Origin of the sequence: Sphingomonas sp. Leaf412, from assembly GCF_001425405.1 — a bacterium.
Lineage (GTDB): Bacteria > Pseudomonadota > Alphaproteobacteria > Sphingomonadales > Sphingomonadaceae > Sphingomonas.
On the sequence record NZ_LMQP01000004.1, the window covers coordinates 319,894 to 340,474 of the forward strand.

Annotated in this window: 21 protein-coding genes; 11 read left to right on the forward strand and 10 right to left on the reverse strand. The window is 70.6% G+C overall.

Annotated elements, in window-relative coordinates; all coding sequences use genetic code 11:
• Position 1 precedes the first annotated feature (1 nt).
• Positions 2-1,774 carry a DUF1800 domain-containing protein gene (locus ASG29_RS15750; protein WP_235532965.1) on the reverse strand — a complete coding sequence of 591 codons (1,773 nt, stop codon included), beginning with the start codon at positions 1,772-1,774 and terminating at the stop codon, positions 2-4.
• A gap of 201 nt (positions 1,775-1,975) precedes the next feature.
• Between ASG29_RS15750 and ASG29_RS15755 the strand changes: the two genes are divergently transcribed.
• Positions 1,976-3,538 carry a long-chain-fatty-acid--CoA ligase gene (locus ASG29_RS15755; RefSeq protein WP_055986469.1) on the forward strand — a complete coding sequence of 521 codons (1,563 nt, stop codon included), beginning with the start codon at positions 1,976-1,978 and terminating at the stop codon, positions 3,536-3,538.
• A gap of 98 nt (positions 3,539-3,636) precedes the next feature.
• Positions 3,637-4,944, forward strand: coding sequence for a methyltransferase family protein (locus tag ASG29_RS15760; protein WP_200932546.1), 1,308 nt, complete (start codon positions 3,637-3,639; stop codon positions 4,942-4,944).
• On the opposite strand, the gene ASG29_RS15765 is transcribed toward ASG29_RS15760, so the two are convergent.
• Positions 4,908-5,792, reverse strand: coding sequence for a fatty acid desaturase family protein (locus ASG29_RS15765; RefSeq protein WP_055986471.1), 885 nt, complete (start codon positions 5,790-5,792; stop codon positions 4,908-4,910). The two genes, ASG29_RS15760 and ASG29_RS15765, sit on opposite strands and share 37 nt — an antisense overlap.
• A gap of 35 nt (positions 5,793-5,827) precedes the next feature.
• On the opposite strand from ASG29_RS15765, the gene ASG29_RS15770 reads away from it, so the two are divergent.
• Both ASG29_RS15770 and ASG29_RS15775 read left to right on the forward strand, forming a co-directional pair.
• Complete coding sequence (locus ASG29_RS15770; RefSeq protein ID WP_055986474.1) at positions 5,828-6,634, forward strand: hypothetical protein; 807 nt, start codon at positions 5,828-5,830, stop codon at positions 6,632-6,634.
• Positions 6,635-6,804: 170 nt separating this feature from the next.
• The gene (locus tag ASG29_RS15775; RefSeq protein WP_055986478.1) at positions 6,805-7,446 is read left to right on the forward strand and encodes a PEPxxWA-CTERM sorting domain-containing protein; all 642 of its coding nucleotides are present in this window, start codon (positions 6,805-6,807) and stop codon (positions 7,444-7,446) included.
• Between the two features lie 40 nt (positions 7,447-7,486).
• On the opposite strand, the gene ASG29_RS15780 is transcribed toward ASG29_RS15775, so the two are convergent.
• The 4 genes from ASG29_RS15780 to ASG29_RS15795 form a co-directional block, all read right to left on the reverse strand.
• Complete coding sequence (locus ASG29_RS15780; protein WP_055986481.1) at positions 7,487-8,860, reverse strand: glutamate--cysteine ligase; 1,374 nt, start codon at positions 8,858-8,860, stop codon at positions 7,487-7,489.
• Positions 8,861-9,026: 166 nt separating this feature from the next.
• Complete coding sequence (locus ASG29_RS15785) at positions 9,027-9,767, reverse strand: 16S rRNA (uracil(1498)-N(3))-methyltransferase (RefSeq protein WP_055986484.1); 741 nt, start codon at positions 9,765-9,767, stop codon at positions 9,027-9,029.
• A complete protein-coding gene (locus tag ASG29_RS16910; RefSeq protein WP_156458090.1) occupies positions 9,768-9,929 on the reverse strand; it encodes a hypothetical protein in 162 nt (53 codons plus the stop codon).
• On the reverse strand, positions 9,926-10,360 hold the full coding sequence (locus ASG29_RS15795) for a DUF2147 domain-containing protein (protein WP_055986487.1): 435 nt from the start codon (positions 10,358-10,360) through the stop codon (positions 9,926-9,928). Before ASG29_RS15795 ends, ASG29_RS16910 begins: the two co-directional genes overlap by 4 nt.
• Before the next feature lie 219 nt (positions 10,361-10,579).
• On the opposite strand from ASG29_RS15795, the gene ASG29_RS15800 reads away from it, so the two are divergent.
• From ASG29_RS15800 to ASG29_RS15825, 6 genes are all read left to right on the forward strand, one after another.
• Positions 10,580-12,241 carry a hypothetical protein gene (locus tag ASG29_RS15800; RefSeq protein WP_055986491.1) on the forward strand — a complete coding sequence of 554 codons (1,662 nt, stop codon included), beginning with the start codon at positions 10,580-10,582 and terminating at the stop codon, positions 12,239-12,241.
• Positions 12,242-12,527: 286 nt separating this feature from the next.
• Positions 12,528-13,433, forward strand: a complete 906-nt coding sequence (gene ubiA, locus ASG29_RS15805; RefSeq protein WP_156458091.1) for a 4-hydroxybenzoate octaprenyltransferase — start codon at positions 12,528-12,530, stop codon at positions 13,431-13,433.
• Positions 13,434-13,698: 265 nt separating this feature from the next.
• Positions 13,699-15,045 carry a TldD/PmbA family protein gene (locus ASG29_RS15810; protein WP_055986496.1) on the forward strand — a complete coding sequence of 449 codons (1,347 nt, stop codon included), beginning with the start codon at positions 13,699-13,701 and terminating at the stop codon, positions 15,043-15,045.
• A complete protein-coding gene (locus ASG29_RS15815; protein WP_055986499.1) occupies positions 15,038-15,820 on the forward strand; it encodes a 3'(2'),5'-bisphosphate nucleotidase CysQ in 783 nt (260 codons plus the stop codon). Before ASG29_RS15810 ends, ASG29_RS15815 begins: the two co-directional genes overlap by 8 nt.
• A gap of 49 nt (positions 15,821-15,869) precedes the next feature.
• A complete protein-coding gene (locus tag ASG29_RS15820; protein ID WP_055986502.1) occupies positions 15,870-16,211 on the forward strand; it encodes a type II toxin-antitoxin system RelE/ParE family toxin in 342 nt (113 codons plus the stop codon).
• Entirely contained in the window at positions 16,208-16,492 is a 285-nt protein-coding gene (locus ASG29_RS15825) for a helix-turn-helix domain-containing protein (RefSeq protein ID WP_055986505.1), read from the forward strand. Before ASG29_RS15820 ends, ASG29_RS15825 begins: the two co-directional genes overlap by 4 nt.
• A gap of 22 nt (positions 16,493-16,514) precedes the next feature.
• Here the strand turns inward: ASG29_RS15825 and ASG29_RS15830 are convergent, their stop codons facing one another.
• The 4 genes from ASG29_RS15830 to gnd form a co-directional block, all read right to left on the reverse strand.
• Positions 16,515-16,844, reverse strand: a complete 330-nt coding sequence (locus tag ASG29_RS15830) for a hypothetical protein (RefSeq protein ID WP_200932547.1) — start codon at positions 16,842-16,844, stop codon at positions 16,515-16,517.
• 230 nt (positions 16,845-17,074) lie between these two features.
• Positions 17,075-17,821 carry an HAD-IIB family hydrolase gene (locus ASG29_RS15835; RefSeq protein WP_055986508.1) on the reverse strand — a complete coding sequence of 249 codons (747 nt, stop codon included), beginning with the start codon at positions 17,819-17,821 and terminating at the stop codon, positions 17,075-17,077.
• Positions 17,822-18,625, reverse strand: coding sequence for a Cof-type HAD-IIB family hydrolase (locus tag ASG29_RS15840; protein WP_235532966.1), 804 nt, complete (start codon positions 18,623-18,625; stop codon positions 17,822-17,824).
• Between the two features lies 1 nt (position 18,626).
• On the reverse strand, positions 18,627-19,610 hold the full coding sequence (gnd, locus tag ASG29_RS15845) for a phosphogluconate dehydrogenase (NAD(+)-dependent, decarboxylating) (protein ID WP_055986514.1): 984 nt from the start codon (positions 19,608-19,610) through the stop codon (positions 18,627-18,629).
• Positions 19,611-19,749: 139 nt separating this feature from the next.
• Between gnd and ASG29_RS15850 the strand changes: the two genes are divergently transcribed.
• Positions 19,750-20,529, forward strand: a complete 780-nt coding sequence (locus tag ASG29_RS15850) for a sulfite exporter TauE/SafE family protein (protein WP_055986516.1) — start codon at positions 19,750-19,752, stop codon at positions 20,527-20,529.
• The last annotated feature ends 52 nt before the right edge of the window (positions 20,530-20,581 follow it).

Genomic DNA, 20,581 nt, shown 5'->3' on the forward strand with positions numbered 1-20,581 from the left:
ATCATTTCAGCGTCAGGAATTCGGGGGCGGCGAGCGTCAGGAGGACCGCGATGCCGACACGGTTGATCGGGCCGGTGCCCAGCGTCATCGACACGCTGTCCACCGCGGTCCGGATCGTCTGCACGGTGGCGGGGGACAATTGTCCCGCGGCGAGCAGCAGGTTCGCCTCCTCCACCAGCGCGTCGCTGTCGCCCGCCTTCGCCAGCATGTCGGCGTAATCGGCCTTCGCATCGCCCGCGCCGTTGCCGACGGTGACCTGCATGTAGTTGATATAGCCCACCACCGACTGTTCGTTCGCCAGCTGGAATTCCGGTGCGAGCAGCCCGGCGTCGGACAGGCGCGTGGCGGGCGGGGTGTAGCCGGGGCGGAAGAAGTTGAAGACGCTGCCGCTGCGTCCCGGCGACTGGCCGAGCCGGTTCGTGACCGCGGAGGTATCGCCGAACGCCCAGGCGCCCGACGGCGACGCGACCTTGAACGCGCGCGCCCACGCGGTCAGCCGCATGATCGGCTCGCGCAGCTTGCCCGCCGACGTGCTGGTCAGCGCCGCCGCCGACCGCGCCTCCGCGTCCAGCAGGATGGCACGCACCACGGCCTTCAGGTCGCCGCGCACGCCCGACCCGTTGTTCGCGAACACCGCGGCGACACGCGCGATATAGGCGGGGGTGGGATTGGACGTGACCAGCTTCTGGATCAGCTGCTTCGCAATGAACGGCGCGACGTTGGGATGCGCGAAGATGGCATCCAGCGCGGTACGGATGGCCGCCACGCCGTCCCCCGACACGGTCGTGCCCAGGAAGGTGGACGGCCCGCTTTCGTGGAACGAGGCGTTCATGACCAGCGGCAGCCGCAGGCGGTCCGGCGTGCTATTGTCGGTCGATGCCCAGTTCAACCCGGTGAACACGCGCGCCAGGCCGGAGACGTCGGCCGACGTATAGGTTTCCAGCACGGCGCCGTTGGCGGTCTTCACGCTGCCGTCCATGTTCAGCTGCTGCAACCCGATCGTGAACAGCTGGAGCAGTTCGCGCGCATAATTCTCGTCCGGCATCGCGCCGGTGGACGGGTTCGCCTTGCGATTGCCCATGAAGGTCAGGAAGCTGCCCATCGCGGGGCTGAAGGTCACCGCGTCCAGGATATCGCGGTAATTGCCGAACGCCTTGTCCAGCAGCAGGTCGACATAGGCCGCCATCGCGAACTGGCGGTACGCCCCGCCGATTCCCGAGATGCCGACGACCAGTATCTCCAGCAACGCCATGCCGACGCGCTGGCGCAGCTGCGCCGGATCGACGATCAGCTGCCGCCACATCGTCGCGTCGAAGCCGCTTTCGTTGAACATGTTGCCGGACACGTTGAAGCCGCCCGCGACCAGCCAGTCCCAGTGGCTGGTTTCGCGCGCGGTGGCGAATTGTTCGTCCAGCCACGCGGCATAGCCCTTCGCCATCACCGCCTCGATACCGGCGCGCGTGGCGCCCATCGTGGCCTGGTGCAGGAAGCGGCTCGCCTCCGCGGCGGTGGGCTTGGCCTCCACCACCACGATCGGGGTCGTCGGGGTCGGCGTCGCCGCGGGGGTCGGCACCGGGGTCGGTCCCGCGATGCCGCCGCCCACGTCGCCGGTCGCACCGCCACCACCGTCGCCGCCACCGCCGCACGCGGCTAGGAACAGGGCGGCGCCGATTGCGCCGGCGCCCTTCCCCGCCCCCGTCGCGGCGCCCGTCATTTCCGGGGCGCACGCCTCCGCCTGCGCCGCGCACGGCAGCGCATCACCATCGTCCAGCACTGTCGTCATCCCCCGGGTGCGGACGGCCGCTCGCCCTCCGCTTCGGTCGATCGGGACGTAGCGGCTGCGTGGTTAACGCCGGTTGGGGGGCCATGGTTAACGGGCGGTTAGGCATGAATTGCGGTCGTCCCCGCCGCCCGCCGGCGACGATGGACACGTCGGCGGCGATCCGACATCCTGCCGCCAAAAGAGGAGGGGCGATTGTTCGATCTGGATGCGATCCGCACGTTGGCGGACATTCCCGCGGCGCAGGCGGCGGTGCGCGGCGATGCCGTCGCAGTATCGTTCGAGGGGCGCGACACGACCTATGCCGCGCTCGATTCGGCCAGCGCACGGATGGCCGCGGCGCTGGTCGCCGCGGGTATCGGGGCGGGGGACCGCGTGGCGTTGCTGGCCAAGAACCACGACGGCTGGTTCGCCGCCTTCTTCGGCGCGGCGCGGGCGCGGGCGTGCCTGGCGCCGATCAACTGCCGCCTGACCGCGCACGAGATCGGTTTCATCCTGGGCGACGCGGCACCGAAACTGCTCCTGGTGGGCGAGGATTTCTTCGCCACCGCGCTGGCGGCGGTCGCGGACCTGTCGGACAAGCCGCGACTGGTGGCGCTGTATGGTGCGCATCCCGCGTTCGAGCCGCTCGACACGTTCCTGTCCGGCGGCGGCGACCCGCCCGCCGATGCGCCGCGGATGGACGACGACGTGCTACAGCTGTACACTAGCGGCACGACCGGCCTTCCCAAGGGCGTGGTGCTGACGAATTTCACCTATCGCCGCTTCCTGGAACTGGCGACCGCGGTCGACGGCTTCGCCTACGATCCCGGCGACGTGGTGCTGACCGTCATGCCGCTGTTCCATGTCGCGGGCACCAACCTGTGCTTCACCGGGCTGGCGCAGGGCGGGCGCATCCTGCTGGTCAGGGATTTTGTGCCGGCGGATGTCATCGCGCTGATGCAGTCGGAGCGGATGGCGCACGGCTTCCTGGCGCCCGCGCTGATCGGCATGCTGCTGCAATCGCCCGCGATCCACGGCGCATCGTTCCCGGCGCTTAAGACGATCGCCTATGGCGCCTCGCCGATTTCGGAGGCGACGCTGATCCGCGCGCGGGAGGTGTTTGGCTGCGGCTTCGTGCAATTCTACGGCATGACCGAATCGGCGGGCAGCGGATCGACGCTGTCGCCCGGCAGCCACGACGAGCCGGGGCGGCTGACGTCGTGCGGGAAGCCATGGCCGGGGGTGGAAATGGCGATCTTCGACCCCGACGGCAACGCGCTGGGCGACGACGAGATCGGGGAGATCATGATCCGCGGCGACATCGTCATGAAGGGATACTGGAACCGCGCGGAGGCGACGGCGGAGGCCCTGGCGGGCGGATGGCTGCGCACCGGGGACGCGGGCTATCGCGATGCCGACGGCTATTATCACGTCCACGACCGGATCAAGGACATGATCGTGTCGGGCGGGGAGAACGTCTATCCCGCGGAGGTGGAGAATGCGATCGCGGGCTGCCCGGGCGTCGCGGACGTGGCGGTGATCGGGGTCCCCGACGCGCGCTGGGGCGAGGCGGTGAAGGCGCTGGTGGTCCTTGCCGAGGGCGCGGCGCCGGATGCGCAGGCGGTGATCGACTGGGCACGCGCGCGGATCGCGGGGTACAAGGCGCCCAAATCGGTGGAGTTCATCCCCGTCCTGCCGCGCAATCCGTCGGGCAAGGTCCTGCGCCGCGAGCTGCGCGCACCATACTGGCAGGGACACGGGCGGGCGGTGGGGTAGCGGGCACGCCCGGCCCGTCCCGCCGTCCACCGCGCCGCGGCATGGAGGACGGCACCGCCTTCACGCGATCCTAACCATCCCCGTCCTACCCGGCGGGAATGTATCACGACCCCCGCCTGCACGAGACGCGCGCCGATCCGCGCCCGGCCTCTGCCGTGGGGCATGGCGTCGGCATCGCCGGGCTGGCGGGCCTGGGCGCGTGGATCGCGGTGGCGCGATGGTACGGGATGGACGGCCCGTATGCGGCACTGGTCGGCGTGCTGGCGTGCGGGATACCGATGGTGCTGTGGTCGACGGCGGTCGACAAGGTACATCGCCGCCCGTCCACCGGCATCGACTGGACGACCCCCCGGCCATGGCGCGAGACGATCGATGTCGGCCTGGTCAAGCTGGCCGGGCTCTGGACGACATGGGGCGCGATCGCGCTGCTCTACGCTACGTTCCGCTTCTACTGGCAGGGGCCGTACACCTTCGCGATGGGCACGCTGGCGGTGGCGGCGCCGATCCTGTTCGTCGCCTCCATTCCCTACGTCCTGTGGCTCGACCGATACCTGATCGAGCCACGCGACGGGGCGTGGAAGCTGGGCGCGTGGATGATCGGGGCCGCGCCGCTGGATGCGCCCGCGGTCGCGGGCCACGCGCGGGCATGGGCGGTGAAGGGATTCTTCCTCGCCTTCATGATCGCGATCGTGCCCGGCGGCTTCGGCGATTTCGTCCGCACCGACCTGTCGGCGGCGTGGCGCGATCCCGTGCGGCTCGCGGGCTGGCTCATCACCCTCATGTTCGTCGTCGACGTCGCCTTCGCCTGCGTCGGCTACCTGCTGACGATGCGCCCGCTGGACGCGCACATCCGCAGCGCCGATCCCCATGCCGCCGCATGGACCGCCGCGCTGCTGTGCTATCCGCCCTTCATCATGATGGATGACGGGCGGCCGTTCGACTATCGGCCGGGCACCGCGGAATGGTCCTACTGGATGGCGGGGCATCCGTGGCTGCTGGCCGTCACCGGCGCGGCGCTGGTCGCGCTGACCGCGATCTATGCCTGGGCGACGGTGGCGTTCGGGCTGCGCTTCTCCAACCTCACGCATCGCGGCATCCTGACCCACGGACCGTATGCATGGTCGCGGCATCCGGCCTATCTTTCGAAGAATTTGTTCTGGTGGCTGTCGACGATCCCGATCCTGTCGACCGGCAGCATGGTCGATGCGGCGCGGGCGACGATCCTGCTCGGAATGGTCAGCGGCATCTATTACTGGCGCGCGAAGACCGAGGAGCGGCATCTGGGCGCGGATCCCGCGTACGTCGCCTACAGCGCGTGGATGGTGCGCAACGGCGCGGTGCCGCGTTTCTGGCGCTGGGCGCGCGGGCCTCAGGCGGCGACGGCGCGGCGCAGCACGTCGGCATAGCCCTTCGCGATGCAGGCATGGCCGTCGTAGAATCCGCGCGACGCCAGCAACCGATGCATCTCGCGCAACCGGTACGGCGGCACGCCCGCCGCCATGTGATGCTCCAGATGGAAACTGACGTGATTGGGGGCGATGAACAGCCGTTCCCACCAGCCGACCAGCGTGGTCGACGTGTTCATCCGCGGATCCAGGCTGGTCCGATCGCTCGCCACGCCATGCTCGCCGATCTGCCGCAACCGGACGATCGCGGGATAGACGAACAGCAAGGCCACCCACCACAGGGCGTACGCCCACCATCCACCGGCCAGCGTACAGGCACCCAGTAGCAGGGCGTGAAACGCCAGCCACGGCCAGTGTTCCGCCATGTCGAAACGTTTCAACGCCTGCGCCTGATCGCGAAATCCGGTGCGTCCGGTCAGGTCGCGCGCGAACTTGCGCCGCAGCGAGTCGCGGGTGACCGGATAATGGCGGACGAAACCGATATCGGGGTCGTCGGGCGTACCGGCGTGGCGATGATGTTTCAGGTGATAGGTGCGATATTTCGCCAGCGAGGTCATCATCGGCACCCCCGCCAGCCAATGACCGACCTGCTCGTTCAGCCGTCGCGTGCGGAACAAGGCGTGATGCGCGCAGTCATGGACCAGGATGCCCAGCCCCAGCTGCCGACCGCCGATCACCAGCACCGCCAGCGGGATGGTCAACGGCCAGCGTATCGCCATGGCGAAGGCGCCCGCGATCAACGCCCAGTTGACGACAACCGTCCACCACGCGCGGGCGTTGGATGTGCGGGTCAGACGTGCCACTTCCTCGCGGGTCAGGACGTCGGTGAAACTCGTGGTTCGGGCCATGTCATTTTGTAACGGGAAACGCGCGATTGGGTCAAATGGAATTACATGACTGGCGCACGCCGCTGTCGGCGCGCGCGGTGGCGCTGGCGTTCCTGTCGACGACGCGCGCACCGATGCGGACCGCCGCGCTGATCCGACGGGCGGAGATATGCGACGTCGACGGCGCGGCGGTGCGGATGGCGCTGGGACGGCTGGTCCGCGACGGCGTGGTGGAGCAGCCCGCGCGGGGCCTGTACGCGATTGGCGCGCGCGGGCAGGCGGTGAACCGGCTTGCGCGCGGCTGGGCGCAGGCGGAGGCGCGGGTGCGCGACTGGCACGGCCGGTGGATCGTCGTGGCGGTGGACCACCTGGGCCGCGGCGACCGGCGCGCGCTGCGGCTGCGCGAACGGGCGTTGCGGCTGACCGGACTGGTACGCGCGGACAGCGGATTGTGGGTGCGCCCCGACAATCTGGCGCTGCCGCTGCCCGATCTTGCGGCGCAGCTGTGCGCGCTGGGGCTGGAACCCGGCGCGCCGGTGCTGGGCGACGTCGCGGTTCCGGACCACGCCGCGGCGGCGTGGCGCGCCTTGTGGCCGGGGGAGGAGATCGCGGACGGATATCGCCACTGGATCGCGCAGATCGCGGCGAGCGAGGCGCGACTGCCGGGCCTGTCCGCGACGCAGGCGGCGCGCGAGACGTTGCTGCTGGGCCAGTCGGTCATCCGCGCGATCAACCTCGACCCGCTGCTGCCCGCCGCGATGGTGGATACCCGGTCGCGCCGCGACATGATCGAATCGATGCGGCGGTACGACGCCACGGGAAAGGGATATTGGGCGACGATCGACCGCGCCGCGCGGCAGTGACCGCCGCCGTCCGTCCCGTTCCGGGGCCTTAACCCTGCCCCTTCATCCGTCCCGGCCCCGATTCCCGTTTCGGCACGAATTCGCCCGCGCCACCGGCTGGGCGCGGTGCCTGCGGTCGGTACGCAGGGCCGCGACGGGGCCGTGACGGCGACCGCAAAAGGATCGAAACGATGAAGGCTTTCCTCTCCGCCGCCGCCCTGGTGTCCCTCGCGATCGCGGTCCCCGCGGGGGCGGACATCGTCAGGGCGCTGCCGGGCGGGACCGCGGTCGCGATGCCGGTGACGCAGTCGTTCACGGCGGACCGGACGACGTTCGGGCCGATCACCTACGCCTCGACCGAGAGCAATAGCGTGATCGGGTACGACAGGGGCTATGGCTTCGACAGCAACGGGTCGTGGAGCGGCGGCGACGCGATGGCGGGGCTGAACATCAACCGCGGCGCGATGACCTTCACCTTCGCCAGCGCGGTGTCGGGCGTGGTGGCGGACATCAACTGGGCGGGCGGATACGGCGAGACGGTCACCGCCTCCATCTTCGATTCGTCGGCCAACCTCCTGGAGACGATCACCTTCGACGGCGGCAAGGGCAATATGCTGGCGCCGGGCTTCTGGGGCTTCTCGCGCACGTCCAACGACATCTCGTCGCTGGTGCTGAGCAACGGGTATATCGGCGCGCGCAGCTTCTCGATCGAGACGCTGGCGGGCGGGGTGCCGGAGCCGACGACCTGGGCGCTGATGATCCTGGGGATGGGGGCGGTCGGTGGCGCGATGCGCCGCCGGAACGCGACGAAGGCGCGGGTCGCCTTCGCCTGAAGGACAGGCCCCTGCCCCGACGGGCAGGGGCGTCCCGACGTCAGAAACTTTCTTCCGCGTATACGTTCGATACGTCGCCGCCCCATGCGCCGTGATAGCGGTCGAGCAGGCGCTGCGCCGGCACCTTCCCGCTGCGCACGATATCGTACAACGGTTCGATGAACCCGGTCTCGTCGTCGCCCGACCCGTTGTGCCGCGCGCGCGCCTCCAGCCCGCCATGCGCGATGTCGAGCACCGGCCCCGCGATGTCGCGCAGCGTCCCCCCGCCCGCGATCGGCGCGGCGAGGCCCAGCTTCGGCACCGCGTCGCGCAGCGCCTGACGTTCCGCGATCGTCCACCCCTTCACCACGTCCCACGCCGCATCCAGCGCGGCATCGTCGTACAGCAGCCCGACCCACAACGCCGGCAGCGCGCAGATGCGGTTCCACGGCCCGCCGTCCGCGCCGCGCATTTCCAAAAACGTCTTCAGCCGCACTTCGGGGAAGGCGGTCGACAGATGGTCGTTCCAGTCGTCGATCGTCGGCTTCTCGCCCGGCAGGACCGACAGTTCGCCGCGCAGGAAATCGCGGAACGACAGCCCGGCGGCGTCGATGTAGCGCCCGTCGCGGTAGACGAAGTACATCGGCACATCGAGCATGTAGTCGGCGTAGCGGTCGTAGCCGAACCCGTCCTCGAACACGAACGGCAGCATGCCGGTGCGGTGCGGATCGGTGTCGGACCAGATGTTGCTGCGGAAGGACAGGAAGCCGTTGGGCTTTCCTTCCGTGAACGGCGAATTCGCGAACAATGCGGTCGCCAGCGGTTGCAGCGCGAGGCCGACGCGGAACTTCTTCGCCATGTCGGCTTCGCTGGCATAGTCCAGGTTCACCTGGATCGTGCAGGTGCGCAGCATCATGTCGAGGCCGAGCGACCCCACGCGCGGCATGTGGCGCAGCATGATGGCGTAGCGGCCCTTGGGCATGATCGGCAGTTCGGCCCGCGCCTTGTCCGGCCACATGCCGAGGCCGAGGAAGCCGATGCCCAGCTTCTCGCCCGCGGCCTTCACCTGCGCCAGGTGCCGCCCGGTTTCCGCGCAGGTCTGGTGGAGATTCTCCAGCGGGGCGCCCGACAGTTCGAACTGGCCCGCCGGTTCCAGGCTGATCGATCCGTCCGCGCCCGACATGGCGATGACGTTCCCGCCCTCCTCCACCGGTTTCCAGCCGTGCTGCACCAGCTCACCCAGCAAGGCACGGATGCCCGCCTGTTCGTCGTAGGACGGGGCGTGATGATCGGCTACCGAATAGACGAACTTCTCGTGCTCGGTCCCGATGCGCCAGCGGTCGGCGGGTTTCTCGCCGCCCGCGAAATGCGCGATCAGCTGGTCGCGCGATTCGACGATGGGAGAGTTGCTGGATGAAACCGTCTTCGTCGTCATGGCGCGCGCCTTACGCCGGGATGAACGGACGCGCTAGTGGGCGGGGGCCGCATCCGCGAATGTTGCGAATGTTGAGGCGCCGGCGCGTTTTTGGCGGTCGCTCGCAACTTTGGATCGGGTGGCGGCATACCCCCTTATGCCCCTCGCCACGGATGTAGGACAGGCGCTACCAGTCCCCCGCCGCCGCCATCCACAGGGCGATCGCCGCCGCCGCCGCGGTGTCGGCGCGCAGGATGCGAGGGCCGAGCGCGATGCCCACCGCCTGCGGATGCGCGCGGACGAGCGCGCGTTCCTCGTCGTCGAAGCCGCCCTCCGGCCCGATCAGGATCGCCGCCGGACCGGGCCGGTCGCGCATCGCCGCCAAGGCGGGCGCGCCGCCCAGTTCGTCCGCGAAGAAGAGGCTGCGCGCCGCGGGCCAGTCGCGCAGCAGCGCGGCCAGCTTCACCGGTTCCGCCACCTGCGGCAGCGCGGTACGCCCGCATTGCTCCGCCGCCTCGATCATGTGCGCGCGCAGGCGGTCGGTGTTGGGCCGGTCCACCACCGTCCGTCGCGTGACGACGGGGACCAGTCGCGCGACGCCCAGTTCGCACGCCTTTTCCGCCATCCAGTCGACCCGCCCCTTCTTCAGCGGTGCGGCGACCAGCCACAGGTCGGGCACCGCCTCGCGCCCCGACAGGTGATCGGTGACGTCCAGGACGATATCGCGCTTGCCCACGCTGGCGGCGACGGCGAGCCATTCGCCGGTCGCGTCGTCGAACAGGCGGACCGGGTCGCCCGGTTTCGTCCGCATGACGCCGACGAGGTAATGCGCGGGCGGGCCGGACAGCGTCAACGGGCCGGGGGCGAGCGGCCGTTCCACATACAGGCGCGGGGTCGAGCGCGGCGGCCAGGCGGGAGTCGCGCCCATCTAGGGCCGCCCGCGCGCGAGCAGGAAGCGCGCGGCGAGGAACAGCAGGCCACCCCCGAGCGCGATCAGCAGGACGACGCCGGTCACCATGCCCGCCACGCGCAGGACCGCGAACAGCAACGCTTCGAAGAAGCGGCCGATCGCGACCGACAGGTGGATCACCGCGCCTTCTTCGCGGGCGGCTTCGCCGATGGGGCGGCGACGCGGGTCCAGCGCTGCGCCTTGCACCCCAGCATCCCGAACAGGCACCCGGTGGCGACCAGCGTGTCGCGCCCGTCCAGCGCCAGCGTGCCGTCGACGGTGGTACCGACGTCGGGGACGAACACGCTGCCCTCCCACCCCCCGTCGGGTCCGCGGCGGAAATCGCGCAGCAATTGCGTGCCGACCAGGTCGGGCGTGCCGCCGGCGGCGGCGTCCGCCTTCGCTCGCTCGCTCGCCGCGACGACGGTGCCGCACAGGCCGGGGCCGCACGGGGCGACGCGGATGCGGACGCTGTCGCCCGGATTGCGCCAGGTGCCGGCGATGGATTGGGCCGACGCGGCGGCGGGCGTGGCGATGGCGGCGACGGCCGCGAGGAAGGGAAGGATACGCATGGGGGCAAGGTAGGGAGTGGTTGGGGCGAAGGTAAGGCGGCTTCCAATCGAACGGCTGCGTCCGCCACGCCTCCCCGTTCTCCCGCGAAGGCGGGAGCCCAGACTGTGTCCCCGCCTTGGGTCCCATCAAAGTAATACTTTGATGGGTGCCCTTCGCGGGGACACAAATGGCACATGTGCGGCCTTTGGCGCGCGCCCGTTCCGCACTACGGGTGCCGCATGGCGACGATCGGACGCGTGATGGGATGGCTGGGGCGCAAGGGGTTGCTGTACCTCGCGCTCGTCGGCGCGATCCTGTTCTACTGGTCGACGCGGCCGTCGTTCGAAAGCTACGGGCGGCTGCGCGATACGGCGGCGGGGTTGCAGGCGGGGCGCGCCGACGTCGCGGCGGCGGGAACCGGCGCGATCGACGCCGCCAATGCGCGCGTCGCGGCGGCGGGCGCGATGGGCGCGGCGGCGCTGGACGCGCGGATCGCGGCGGCGACCGCGGAAAGGGCGCCGTTGCAGGCGGCGTGCGGCGGCGATCTGGGCGCGCTGGTGCTGCGCGGTGCGGGCGGCGTGGTGGAGAACCGCAGGCGCTGTTTCCAGGCGACGATGCTGACGCGCGAGATCGACACGCTGCGCGCGATCCGCGGCAGCGTGGACGCGCGGCGGCCGGGCGAGACGGTGGATGCCGCGATCGCGCGCCACCGGCGCGTGATGGCGCGCGCGGCCGCGATCGATCGCGCGGCGCGCGCGAAGCTGGCGATATTGGACGGCGACTACGTGCCCGATTTCCTCCAGCGCACCGACATGGCCGCGCTGCGCGTCCTGATCGCGTCCGCCGGGCGATATCACACCACGGCGCGGCGCAACGTGGAGGCGCTGACCGCGACGCAGCGCGGGGTCGCGGGCGCGACGCAGGCGGCGGGGGCGGCGATGACGCGGGCGCGCGATGCCTATGCCGCGCTGACCGACGAGCGGGCGCGCGCGCTGACCGACAACCGCATCGAGCAGGCGCGGACCTGGGCGGAGGCGAACGAGGTGCCGCGCGCGATGCGCGCGGCGGGGATCGCGCTGCTGCTGATCCTCGCCATGCCGCTGCTGATCCGGCTGTTCTGCTATTACGTCCTCGCGCCGGTCGCGATGCGGCGCGCGGCGATCCGGCTGGCGGTGCCGGGCGGTGCGGGGGTGGCGATCCCGCCCGCGGACCGGTCCGCGACATCCGTCGGCGTGCGACTGGACGAGGGGTGGGAAGTGCTGGTCCGGCAGGATTATTTGCAGACCACCAGCCATGCGGGCGCGAAGGGGACGCAATGGCTGCTGGACTGGCGCCATCCCTTCGCCAGCGTCGTCACCGGCCTGACCTTCCTGACGCGCATCCGCGGTGCGGGCGAGGTGACGACCGTGTCGGCGACGCGCGATCCGTTCGCGGAGGTGACGGTGGTGGACCTGCCCGACGGCGCCGCGTGCGTGCTGCATCCGCGCGCGCTCGCGGCGGTGGCGCAGCCGATCGGGCGGGCGTTGCGGGTGACCAGTCACTGGCGGCTGGGGTCGCTCAACGCGTGGCTGACGCTGCAATTGCGCTACCTGGTCTTCCACGGGCCCGCGCGGCTGGTGGTGAAGGGCGGGCGGGGCGTGCGGGTCGAGCGGGCGGAGCGCGGGCGCGTGTTCGGGCAGGACCAGCTGGTCGGCTTCTCCGCCGACCTCGCCTATTCGGTCACGCGGACCGAGACGTTCTGGCCGTATTTGCTGGGGCGCGAATCGCTGCTGAAGGACCGGGTGGAGGCGGGCGGCGGGGTGCTGATCGTGGAGGAGGCGCCGTTCGCGGGGCGGCGCGCGGGGCCGGCGCGGGGGATCGAGGGGATGATCGACGCAGGGCTGAAGATGTTCGGGATGTGAGGGGGGGCTGCGGTCATTCCGGACCTGATCCGGCGTCCATCGGAGCGCGAGAGAAACGGACCCTATCCTCGCCGCACGATGGACCCCGGATCAAGTCCGGGGTGACGGATGTGCGCAGGACTCGCGTCGCCCTGTCGCGCACGTGACGTTGCCAGACCACCCGTCATGCCGGACTTGTTCCGGCATCCACCGCACCGCAAGAACAGACAGCGTCATGTCGCAGCACGGTGGACCCCGGGACGAGCCCGGGGTGACGAAGAAGGGTAGGAATGGGTAGATGCCCCCCATGACCGCCATCGTCCCCGACAGCGAGGCCCGCGGGCTCGTCGCCGCTTTGCCCCCGCGCGTGCGGGCCTTCGCCTTGCTGGCGCGGTTCGACCGGCCGATCGGGTGGTGGCTGCTGTTCTGGCCCGGCGCGTGGGGCGTCGCGCTGGCGGGGCAGGCGTTCGCGCGCTGGGACCTGCTGCTGTGGCTGCTCGTCGGAAGCATCGCGATGCGCGGCGCGGGGTGCGTGTACAACGACATCGTCGACCGCGACCTGGACCGGCAGGTCGCCCGCACGCGGGACCGCCCGCTGGCGAGCGGCGCGGTGTCGGTGCGCGCGGCGTGGGTGTGGCTGGTCGCGCTCGCGCTCGTCGGGCTGGTCGTGCTGCTGCAACTGCGCCTGCCCGCCGCGATCGTGGCGCTCGTCGCGCTGGCGCCGGTGGCGGCCTATCCGTTCATGAAGCGGATCACCTGGTGGCCGCAGGCGTGGCTGGGGATGGTGTTCAGCTGGGCCGCGCTGGTGGGCTGGACCGAAGGGTGGGGCGCGCCGACGTGGCCGGGCCTGACGCTGTATGCGGGGACGATCCTGTGGGTCGTGGGCTATGACACGATCTACGCATTGCAGGACCGCGAGGACGACGCACTGGTCGGCATCCGCTCCAGCGCGCTGCGGCTGGGCGCGCATGTGCGGGCGGGGGTGGCGGGATGCTACGCGCTGGCGGTGATATTGTGGGGCGCGGCGCTGTGGCAGGTGCGCGCCGATCCGCTGGTGTTCCTGGCGCTGCTGCCCGCCGCGGCGCATCTGTCCTGGCAGGTCGCGACGCTGCGCCCCGACGACGGCGCAGGGGCACTGGCGCGGTTCCGGTCGAACCGGTTCGCGGGGCTGCTGGTGTTCCTGGCGTGCGTGACGGTGGGGACGATGATCTGATCGTTCTCGCGCAGGCGCGGAGGTGTTGCGTTCGTCGCCGTCGTCTCGCATCAGCGAGACCTTCATACTCGTCGCCAGCCGATCGCGGAGGGGCTGCTGTCGCAGCCGACGTGGCAATGGCCACGACGCCTCCGCGTTCTCTGCGCCTCGGCGCGAACACCCCTTCTTCCTCCGCGCCTCCGCGCCTCCGCGTGACCCCCCTGCCCGCTGCGTCTTCGCGCGAACCACCCTTGGCCTCGCCCGCGCCCGCGCCTAAGTCCGCTTCATGCTGACCCCCGATCAGGCGCAGGAGCGCGCCCAGGATATCGTCCGCCGCGCGATCGCCGCGGGTGCCGACGCCGCCGATGCCGTCTTCGCCGCGGATGCCGCGACCGAGGTGTCGGTCAGACTGGGCAAGCTGGAGGACGTCGGCCGGTCCGAATCGCAGGACCTGGGCCTGCGCGTGTTCGTCGGGCGCCGGTCCGCCAGCGTGTCGAGCACCGACCTGTCGGGCGAGGCGCTGGAGCAGCTCGCCGCGCGCGCGGTCGCGATGGCGCGGGAGGCGCCGGAGGATCGCTGGGCGGGCCTCGCGCCGCAGGAGCGGCTGATGCATGGCGCCCCGCCGCTGCTCGACCTGGCCGACCATGCCGACGCCACGCCCGAACGGCTGCGCGACGCGGCGGCGGAAGCGGAGGATGCCGCGCGCGCGGTCGACGGCGTGACCAACAGCGAGGGCGGCGGCGCGTCGGCGTCCGAAAGCGTGTGGGCGCTGGCCACCAGCCACGGCTTCGCGGGCGCGTATTGCACCACCGGCTACGGCATTTCCGCCAGCGTCATCGCGGGCACGGGCGCGGGGATGCAGCGCGACTACGACTTCCATTCCGCGCGCCACCGCGACCGGCTGGACCGCGCCGCCGACATCGGCCGCCGCGCGGGCGAGCGCGCGGTCGCGCGGCTGGACCCCGGCAAGGTGGCGAGCGGGCCGATGCCGGTGGTGTTCGAGCCGCGACTGGGGTCCAGCCTGATCGCGCACCTGACCGGCGCGATCGCGGGACAGGCGATCGCGCGCAAGACCAGCTTCCTGCTCGACGCGCTGGGCACGCGCGTCTTCGCGCCCGGCATCTGCATCCGCGACGATCCGCATCGCCCGCACGGCCTGCGCAGCCGCCCGTTCGACGGCGAGGGCCTGCCCGTGTCGCCGGTCGCGCTGGTCGAGGACGGGATGCTGGAGACGTGGCTGCTCGACAGCGCGTCGGCGCGGCAGCTGGGGCTGGAGCCGACCGGCCATGCGTCGCGCGGCATCGGCGGCGGGCCGGGGGTGACGACCAGCAACCTGTACATGGAAGCGGGCAAGGTGCCCGTCGCGACGCTGATCGCGGACATCGCGGACGGCGTGTACGTGACCGAGCTGATCGGACAGGGCGTGAACCCGGTCACCGGCGACTACAGCCGCGGCGCCGCGGGCTTCCGCATCGTGGACGGCGAGATCGCGGGTCCGGTGGCGGAATTCACGATCGCGGGCAACCTGACCGACATGTTCCGGCAGCTGACCCCCGCCAACGACCTCGCCTTTCGCTACGGCGTGAACGTGCCGACGATCCGTGTGGACGGCATGACGGTCGCGGGTGGCTGACCCCGCGCTGGCAGAGGCGGTCGCGGGGATCGCGCGCGAGGCAGGGCAGCTCGCCTTCGCGCGCTGGCGCACCGATTTCGCGCGGTGGGAGAAATCGCCGGGCAGCCCGGTGTGCGAGGTCGACCTGGACATCGACCGGATGCTGCGCGCGCGGCTGACCGCGCTGCTACCCGAGGCCGGCTGGCTGTCGGAGGAGACGGCGGACAATGCGGACCGGCTGGCGGCGCGGCGGGTTTGGGTGGTCGATCCGATCGACGGCACGCGCGACTATATCCGGGGGCGACCCGGCTGGTGCGTGTCGATCGCGCTGATCGAGGACGGGCGGCCGGTGCTGGGCGTGCTGGACGCGCCCGCGCGGGGCGAGACATGGACCGCGGCGGCGGGCGGCGGCGCGACGCTGAACGGCGCGGGCGTGCGGGCGGGGACGCGCGCGATGCTGGACGGCGCGCGCGTGCCGGTGGACGCCCTGCCCAAGGCCGACCGCATCCTGACCGCGGTGGAGAAGCCCAATTCCATCGCGCTGCGCATCGCGATGGTCGCCGACGACCGCGCCGACCTGGTCGCGACGCTGCGCTGGGGCAACGAATGGGACATCGCCGCCGCGGTGCTGTTAGCGGCGGAGGCGGGCGCCGCGGCGACCGACGCCCTGGGGGCGGCGCTGGCGTTCAACAAGCCCGATCCGCGCGCGTTCGGCGTGCTGGTGAGCGCGCCGGGCATCCATGGCGCGGCGGTGGCGCATCTGGCGGAGCGGGCGGCGGTGGCGATGGGGCGGTAGGACCCATTTCGCCACTTGCTCGACTACGGGTATCCCGTATAAGCAGTCCATGCAGGCGGTCATCGAAACCAGTGCCTATCTCGCCGCGGCGAAGGATGCCGGGATGACCGTGGAAGAGCAGCAGGCGGTGGTCGACCTCATCGCCGCGAAGCCGGATGCCGGCAAGATCATGCCGGGGTGCGGCGGCGCGCGAAAGTTACGGGTGGCACGGCCCGGCGGCGGAAAATCCGGCGGGTATCGGATTATCACCTATTATGCGGGCATCGACACCCCCACCTTCCTGATTACCGTGTTCGGGAAGAACGAGAAGACGAACCTGACCAAGGGCGAACGCAATGCGCTCGCGGTCCTGACGAAGACACTGACGGACAGCCTCGCGAGGAAGACATGAAAAGCGCTTTCGACAAGATCGCAGCCGGCCTCGACGACGCCATTGCGCATGCCAACGGCCAAGCCGGGCGGGGCAAGCTCGCCACGCCGATCGACGTGGCCGCCATCCGCAAGCGCACGGGCAAGACGCAGGACCAGTTCGCCCGGGCATATCATCTGCCGCTGGGAACGGTGCGCGACTGGGAACAGTGTCGCAGCCAGCCCGACGCCCCGGCGCGGGTCCTGCTGGCGCTGATCGGCGCCGCGCCGGACACGATCGAACAGCTTGTGCAGCGCGGGTAGATCGCGCGATCCGAACCGCCCCCTACCGCCGCCGCCGGTCCTTCGCCGGCATCGGCCGCAGCCGCACGCCGATCGTCAGCACCAGCGGCCACCACAGCGTATTGAACACGTCCAGTGTCGTGTCGGGCCAGCGCCACGACCCGTAATGCATCCGGTCGAGCACCTCGTTCGCCGTTTCCGCGGCGACGACGAACCAGAAGGGGATGAACGTCCCCAGCCCGCGTCCGGTCAGCACGCGCGCGACGATCAGGACGGCCATGCCCGCGTGGATGTGCAGGATCGCGTCGGGCAGGCCGGTGCCGTCGCCGATCCACTGGACGAACCGGAACCATAGGGCGGGGATGTCGGTCAAGTAGTCGTTATCCTATCGCGCATGGACGCCGCGCGGCCTTCGTCAGACCGTTGCAGAAATCATCTCCGTCATGCCGGGCGTGTCCCGGCATCCACCGTGCCGCGAGAGCAGAAGCCGTTGATCCGGCGGCACGATGGACCCCGGAACAAGTCCGGGGTGACGGTGTGCTGGTGGCTACTCGCCGGGTGTCCCAAACGTCCCGCCGTCGTAGAGATGCACACTAGCCCCGCTCACTTCTGGCAGGCGACGATCGCGGTCACGACGCTGATTGTTTCGGCCGGATCGCGGACCTTCACGACGTCGACGCCGGCTTCCTTCGCCGGATAATCGTTGCCGCCGGGGAAGATCGCGTCGCCGATGAACAGCATATCGGCAAGGGTATAGCCGCTATGCTCCGCCAGCTTCCTCAGGCCGTAGCCCTTGTCCACGCCCTCGCGGGTGATGTCGATCGAGGTCGCGCCGCCCATGTTGATGGCGAGGCCGGGGAGCCGCTGCTTCAGGTCGGCCTGGATGACCTTGCGCTTCTCGAACTTGGGATCCCAATGCTCCTTCTCCTCGATCGGCGCCTGCTGGCCGAGCGCGCTGAAGGTGATCTGGCTACCGCGATCCTCGATCCGTTCGCCCCACGTCTTCTCGGGCGCGAAGCCGGTGGCGTCGAGCGACGCGGTGAAGGCGTCGACGATCTTCTTCCGCTCCGCGTCGTCGAACAGTTCGGCGTAGACCGTCTGCCACGCAGCCTCGCGATGGACGAACAGCTTCGTCCCCGTGGTGGGCATCATCCACAATCGCGACAGGTCGGCGCGCCCGGGAAGGTTCTGCACGATCTGCTTCTCGAACTGCGGCCAGTCGCCGCCGGAGATGACCGCGACGTCGGCGACCTGGAGCAGGTCGGACAATGCCTCGCCCATGTCGGGCTGCACCGCCTGCTTGCTCAATGCCAGCGTGCCGTCGAGGTCGAAGGCGACGAGCTTCTTCATTCATTCACTCCCGAGGATGAGCGTATCGATGGCGTGCGCGACGCCGTCGCGGTCGTTGGACAGCGTGACGTGGCCGGCGCGGGATTTCACGGCGTCGGGCGCATTTCCCATCGCGATGGCCAGCCCGGCGCGCGCCAGCATCGGCAGGTCGTTGGCCTGATCGCCGATCGCGGCGACCGCGTCCAGCGGCACGTCGTTCGCCAAAGCCAGCGCGGCGAGGCCGTCGCCCTTGTTCGCGGCCGGCGCGGTGACGTCGAGATAATAGGTCTGCGACTGCGCGATCGTCGCCTGCGTGCCGAAGGCGGCGTGGCACCGCTCCCACAGCGCGTGGAGCCGCGGCGCGTCGTCGTCGACGAAGGTGATCTTGTCGGCGCGATCGATGACGGTCGCGATGTCGTCCACCACCACCGGCTCCTGCGCCGCGCTGACACGCTCGCCGTCGGTGTGCGCGCCGGTGCCGTCGGTGGCGTACCAGCGGTCGTCGGCGAAGACCCAGATCGCGGCGGGCGTCTCGCGTGCCAGCCGGACGACGCCCTGCGCCACGTCGGCGGGGACGGTGTGGCGCGACAGGATCGTGCCGTCGCGGCGGAAGAGGATGCCGCCGTTGAACGCCGCGACCGTGCCGTCGAGCGCGAGCGGGCCCAGTAGCGGCATGACCCCCGACATCGGCCGCGCGCTGATGACCGTGAACTTCACCCCCGCCGCACGCAGCCGCGCGACCGCGGCGATCGTGCCGGGGGTCAGTTCCTTGTCGGGATCGACCAACGTGCCGTCGAGGTCGGAGACGAACAGGCGGATCGTCATGCTATTGCGGCATCTCGACATGCCCGCCGAAGCCGAAGCGCATCGCGGACAGGATCTTGTCGCCGAACGTGGTGTCGACGCGGCTGCGATAGCGCGCGTACAGCGCGGCGCTCAGGACGTTGGCGGGGACCGCCTCCTCCATCGCAGCGTCGATCGTCCAGCGGCCCTCGCCCGAATCGGCGACCTTGCCCTCGAACGCCTCCAGATTCCCGTCCTTCGCCAGCGCCAGCGCGGTCAGGTCCAGCAGCCAGGAGGAGATGACGCTGCCGCGCCGCCACACCTCCGCCACGTCGGTCAGGTTCAGGTCGTAGCGTTCGTCCTCGGGCAATTTGTCCGACGCCTTGCCCTTCAATATGTCGAAACCCTCGGCATAGGCCTGCATCAGGCCGTATTCGATGCCGTTGTGAATCATCTTCACGAAATGCCCCGCGCCGGCGGGGCCGGCATGGATATAGCCCTGCTCCGCGCGCGGATCGGTCTTTCCCTCCACGCGGCCTGCGGTGCGGCCGACCGTGCCCATGCCGGGCGCGAGCGTCGCGAAGACGGGGTCGAGGCGGCGGACGACGTCGTCGGGGCCGCCGATCATCATGCAATAGCCGCGGTCGATGCCCCATACCCCACCCGAGGTGCCGACGTCGACGTAATCGACCTGCTTCTCGCGCAGCGCCTTCGCGCGGCGGATGTCGTCCTTGTAGAAACTGTTGCCGCCGTCGATCACGACCTCGCCGGCCTGCGCGCCCGCCGCGATGCGGTCGATCACGTCGTCGGTGATCTGCCCCGCGGGCAGCATGATCCACCAATGCGCGGGCTGGCCCAGCTTCGCGCGCGCGTCGTCCAGCGAGTCCGCCGCGATCGCGCCGTCCGCCGCCAGCTTCGCCACCGCGTCGGCGTCGCGGTCCCAGGCGACGATCTCGTGCCCGTCCTTCATCAGTCGCCGGGCCATGTTCCCGCCCATCCGGCCGAGACCGATCATCGCCAGTTTCATGCTGCTTCCTTCCGCCGCTCGCGCACCAAATCCCCGCGCGGGCGGCAAGGTTCCGCGCGACCGGGCGTGAAGACTTGCTTGCTTGCCACCGCGCCCGTCCCTCCGCCATGCCGCGGCGACGCACGACGGGGAGCAACGGGTGGATTGGCTGAGCACGCTGGCGGGATTCCTGGTCGGCGCGATCGTCGGGGTGACGGGCGTGGGCGGCGGATCGCTGATGTCGCCGATCCTGATCCTGCTGTTCGGCGTCGCGCCCGCCACCGCGGTGGGCACCGACCTGTGGTTCGCCGCGATCACGAAGGCGGTGGGCGGCACGATCCACCACCGCCACGACAATGCCGACTGGCAGGTGGCGCGGCGATTGTGGCTGGGCAGCATCCCGGCGACCTTGCTGACCCTGTGGTGGCTGTGGGCGCACCAGCAATCGGCGGAGAAGACGGGCGTCATCGTCACGACGCTGGGCATCGCGCTGGTCCTGTCCGCGCTCCTGACGCCGTTCCGCGCGCGGCTGGTCGCGCATGCGGCGCGGGTCGGGGGGCATCGCAGCGCCGCGTTCCTGCGCTGGCAACCAGTGCTGACGGTGGCGTCGGGCGCGTTGCTGGGCACGCTCATCACCCTCACGTCGGTGGGCGCGGGCGCATTGGGCGCCAGCCTGCTGCTATTGCTCTACCCCGTCCGGCTGACGCCCCGGCGGCTGGTGGGCACCGACATCCTGCACGCGGTGCCCGTCGCACTGGTCGGGGGGATCGGCCATGCGTTCATCGGCAACATCCATCTGTCGCTGCTCGGCTGGCTGCTGCTGGGGTCGATCCCGGGCGTGGCGCTGGGATCGACGTTCGCGGCGCGGGTGTCGGACAAGGTGGTGACGCCCGCGCTGGCGGCGGTGCTGCTGATCGTCGGCGTCCGGCTGCTGCTGTGATCGCATACCCGCCGCCGGGGTCGCCACGATCCCGGTCAGAAAGCGTCCGGCG

Bases quoted from the DNA above. Each gene is read 5' to 3' on its own strand.
- ASG29_RS15760 (WP_200932546.1), top strand. From the start codon at position 3,637: ATGTATCACGACCCCCGCCTGCACGAGACGCGCGCCGATCCGCGCCCG.
- ASG29_RS15765 (WP_055986471.1), bottom strand. From the start codon at position 5,792: ATGGCCCGAACCACGAGTTTCACCGACGTCCTGACCCGCGAGGAAGTG.
- ASG29_RS15770 (WP_055986474.1), top strand. From the start codon at position 5,828: ATGGAATTACATGACTGGCGCACGCCGCTGTCGGCGCGCGCGGTGGCG.
- ASG29_RS15775 (WP_055986478.1), top strand. From the start codon at position 6,805: ATGAAGGCTTTCCTCTCCGCCGCCGCCCTGGTGTCCCTCGCGATCGCG.
- ASG29_RS15780 (WP_055986481.1), bottom strand. From the start codon at position 8,860: ATGACGACGAAGACGGTTTCATCCAGCAACTCTCCCATCGTCGAATCG.
- ASG29_RS15785 (WP_055986484.1), bottom strand. From the start codon at position 9,767: ATGGGCGCGACTCCCGCCTGGCCGCCGCGCTCGACCCCGCGCCTGTAT.
- ASG29_RS15795 (WP_055986487.1), bottom strand. From the start codon at position 10,360: ATGCGTATCCTTCCCTTCCTCGCGGCCGTCGCCGCCATCGCCACGCCC.
- ASG29_RS15800 (WP_055986491.1), top strand. From the start codon at position 10,580: ATGGCGACGATCGGACGCGTGATGGGATGGCTGGGGCGCAAGGGGTTG.
- ubiA (WP_156458091.1), top strand. From the start codon at position 12,528: ATGACCGCCATCGTCCCCGACAGCGAGGCCCGCGGGCTCGTCGCCGCT.
- ASG29_RS15810 (WP_055986496.1), top strand. From the start codon at position 13,699: ATGCTGACCCCCGATCAGGCGCAGGAGCGCGCCCAGGATATCGTCCGC.
- ASG29_RS15820 (WP_055986502.1), top strand. From the start codon at position 15,870: ATGCAGGCGGTCATCGAAACCAGTGCCTATCTCGCCGCGGCGAAGGAT.
- ASG29_RS15825 (WP_055986505.1), top strand. From the start codon at position 16,208: ATGAAAAGCGCTTTCGACAAGATCGCAGCCGGCCTCGACGACGCCATT.
- ASG29_RS15835 (WP_055986508.1), bottom strand. From the start codon at position 17,821: ATGAAGAAGCTCGTCGCCTTCGACCTCGACGGCACGCTGGCATTGAGC.
- ASG29_RS15840 (WP_235532966.1), bottom strand. From the start codon at position 18,625: ATGACGATCCGCCTGTTCGTCTCCGACCTCGACGGCACGTTGGTCGAT.
- gnd (WP_055986514.1), bottom strand. From the start codon at position 19,610: ATGAAACTGGCGATGATCGGTCTCGGCCGGATGGGCGGGAACATGGCC.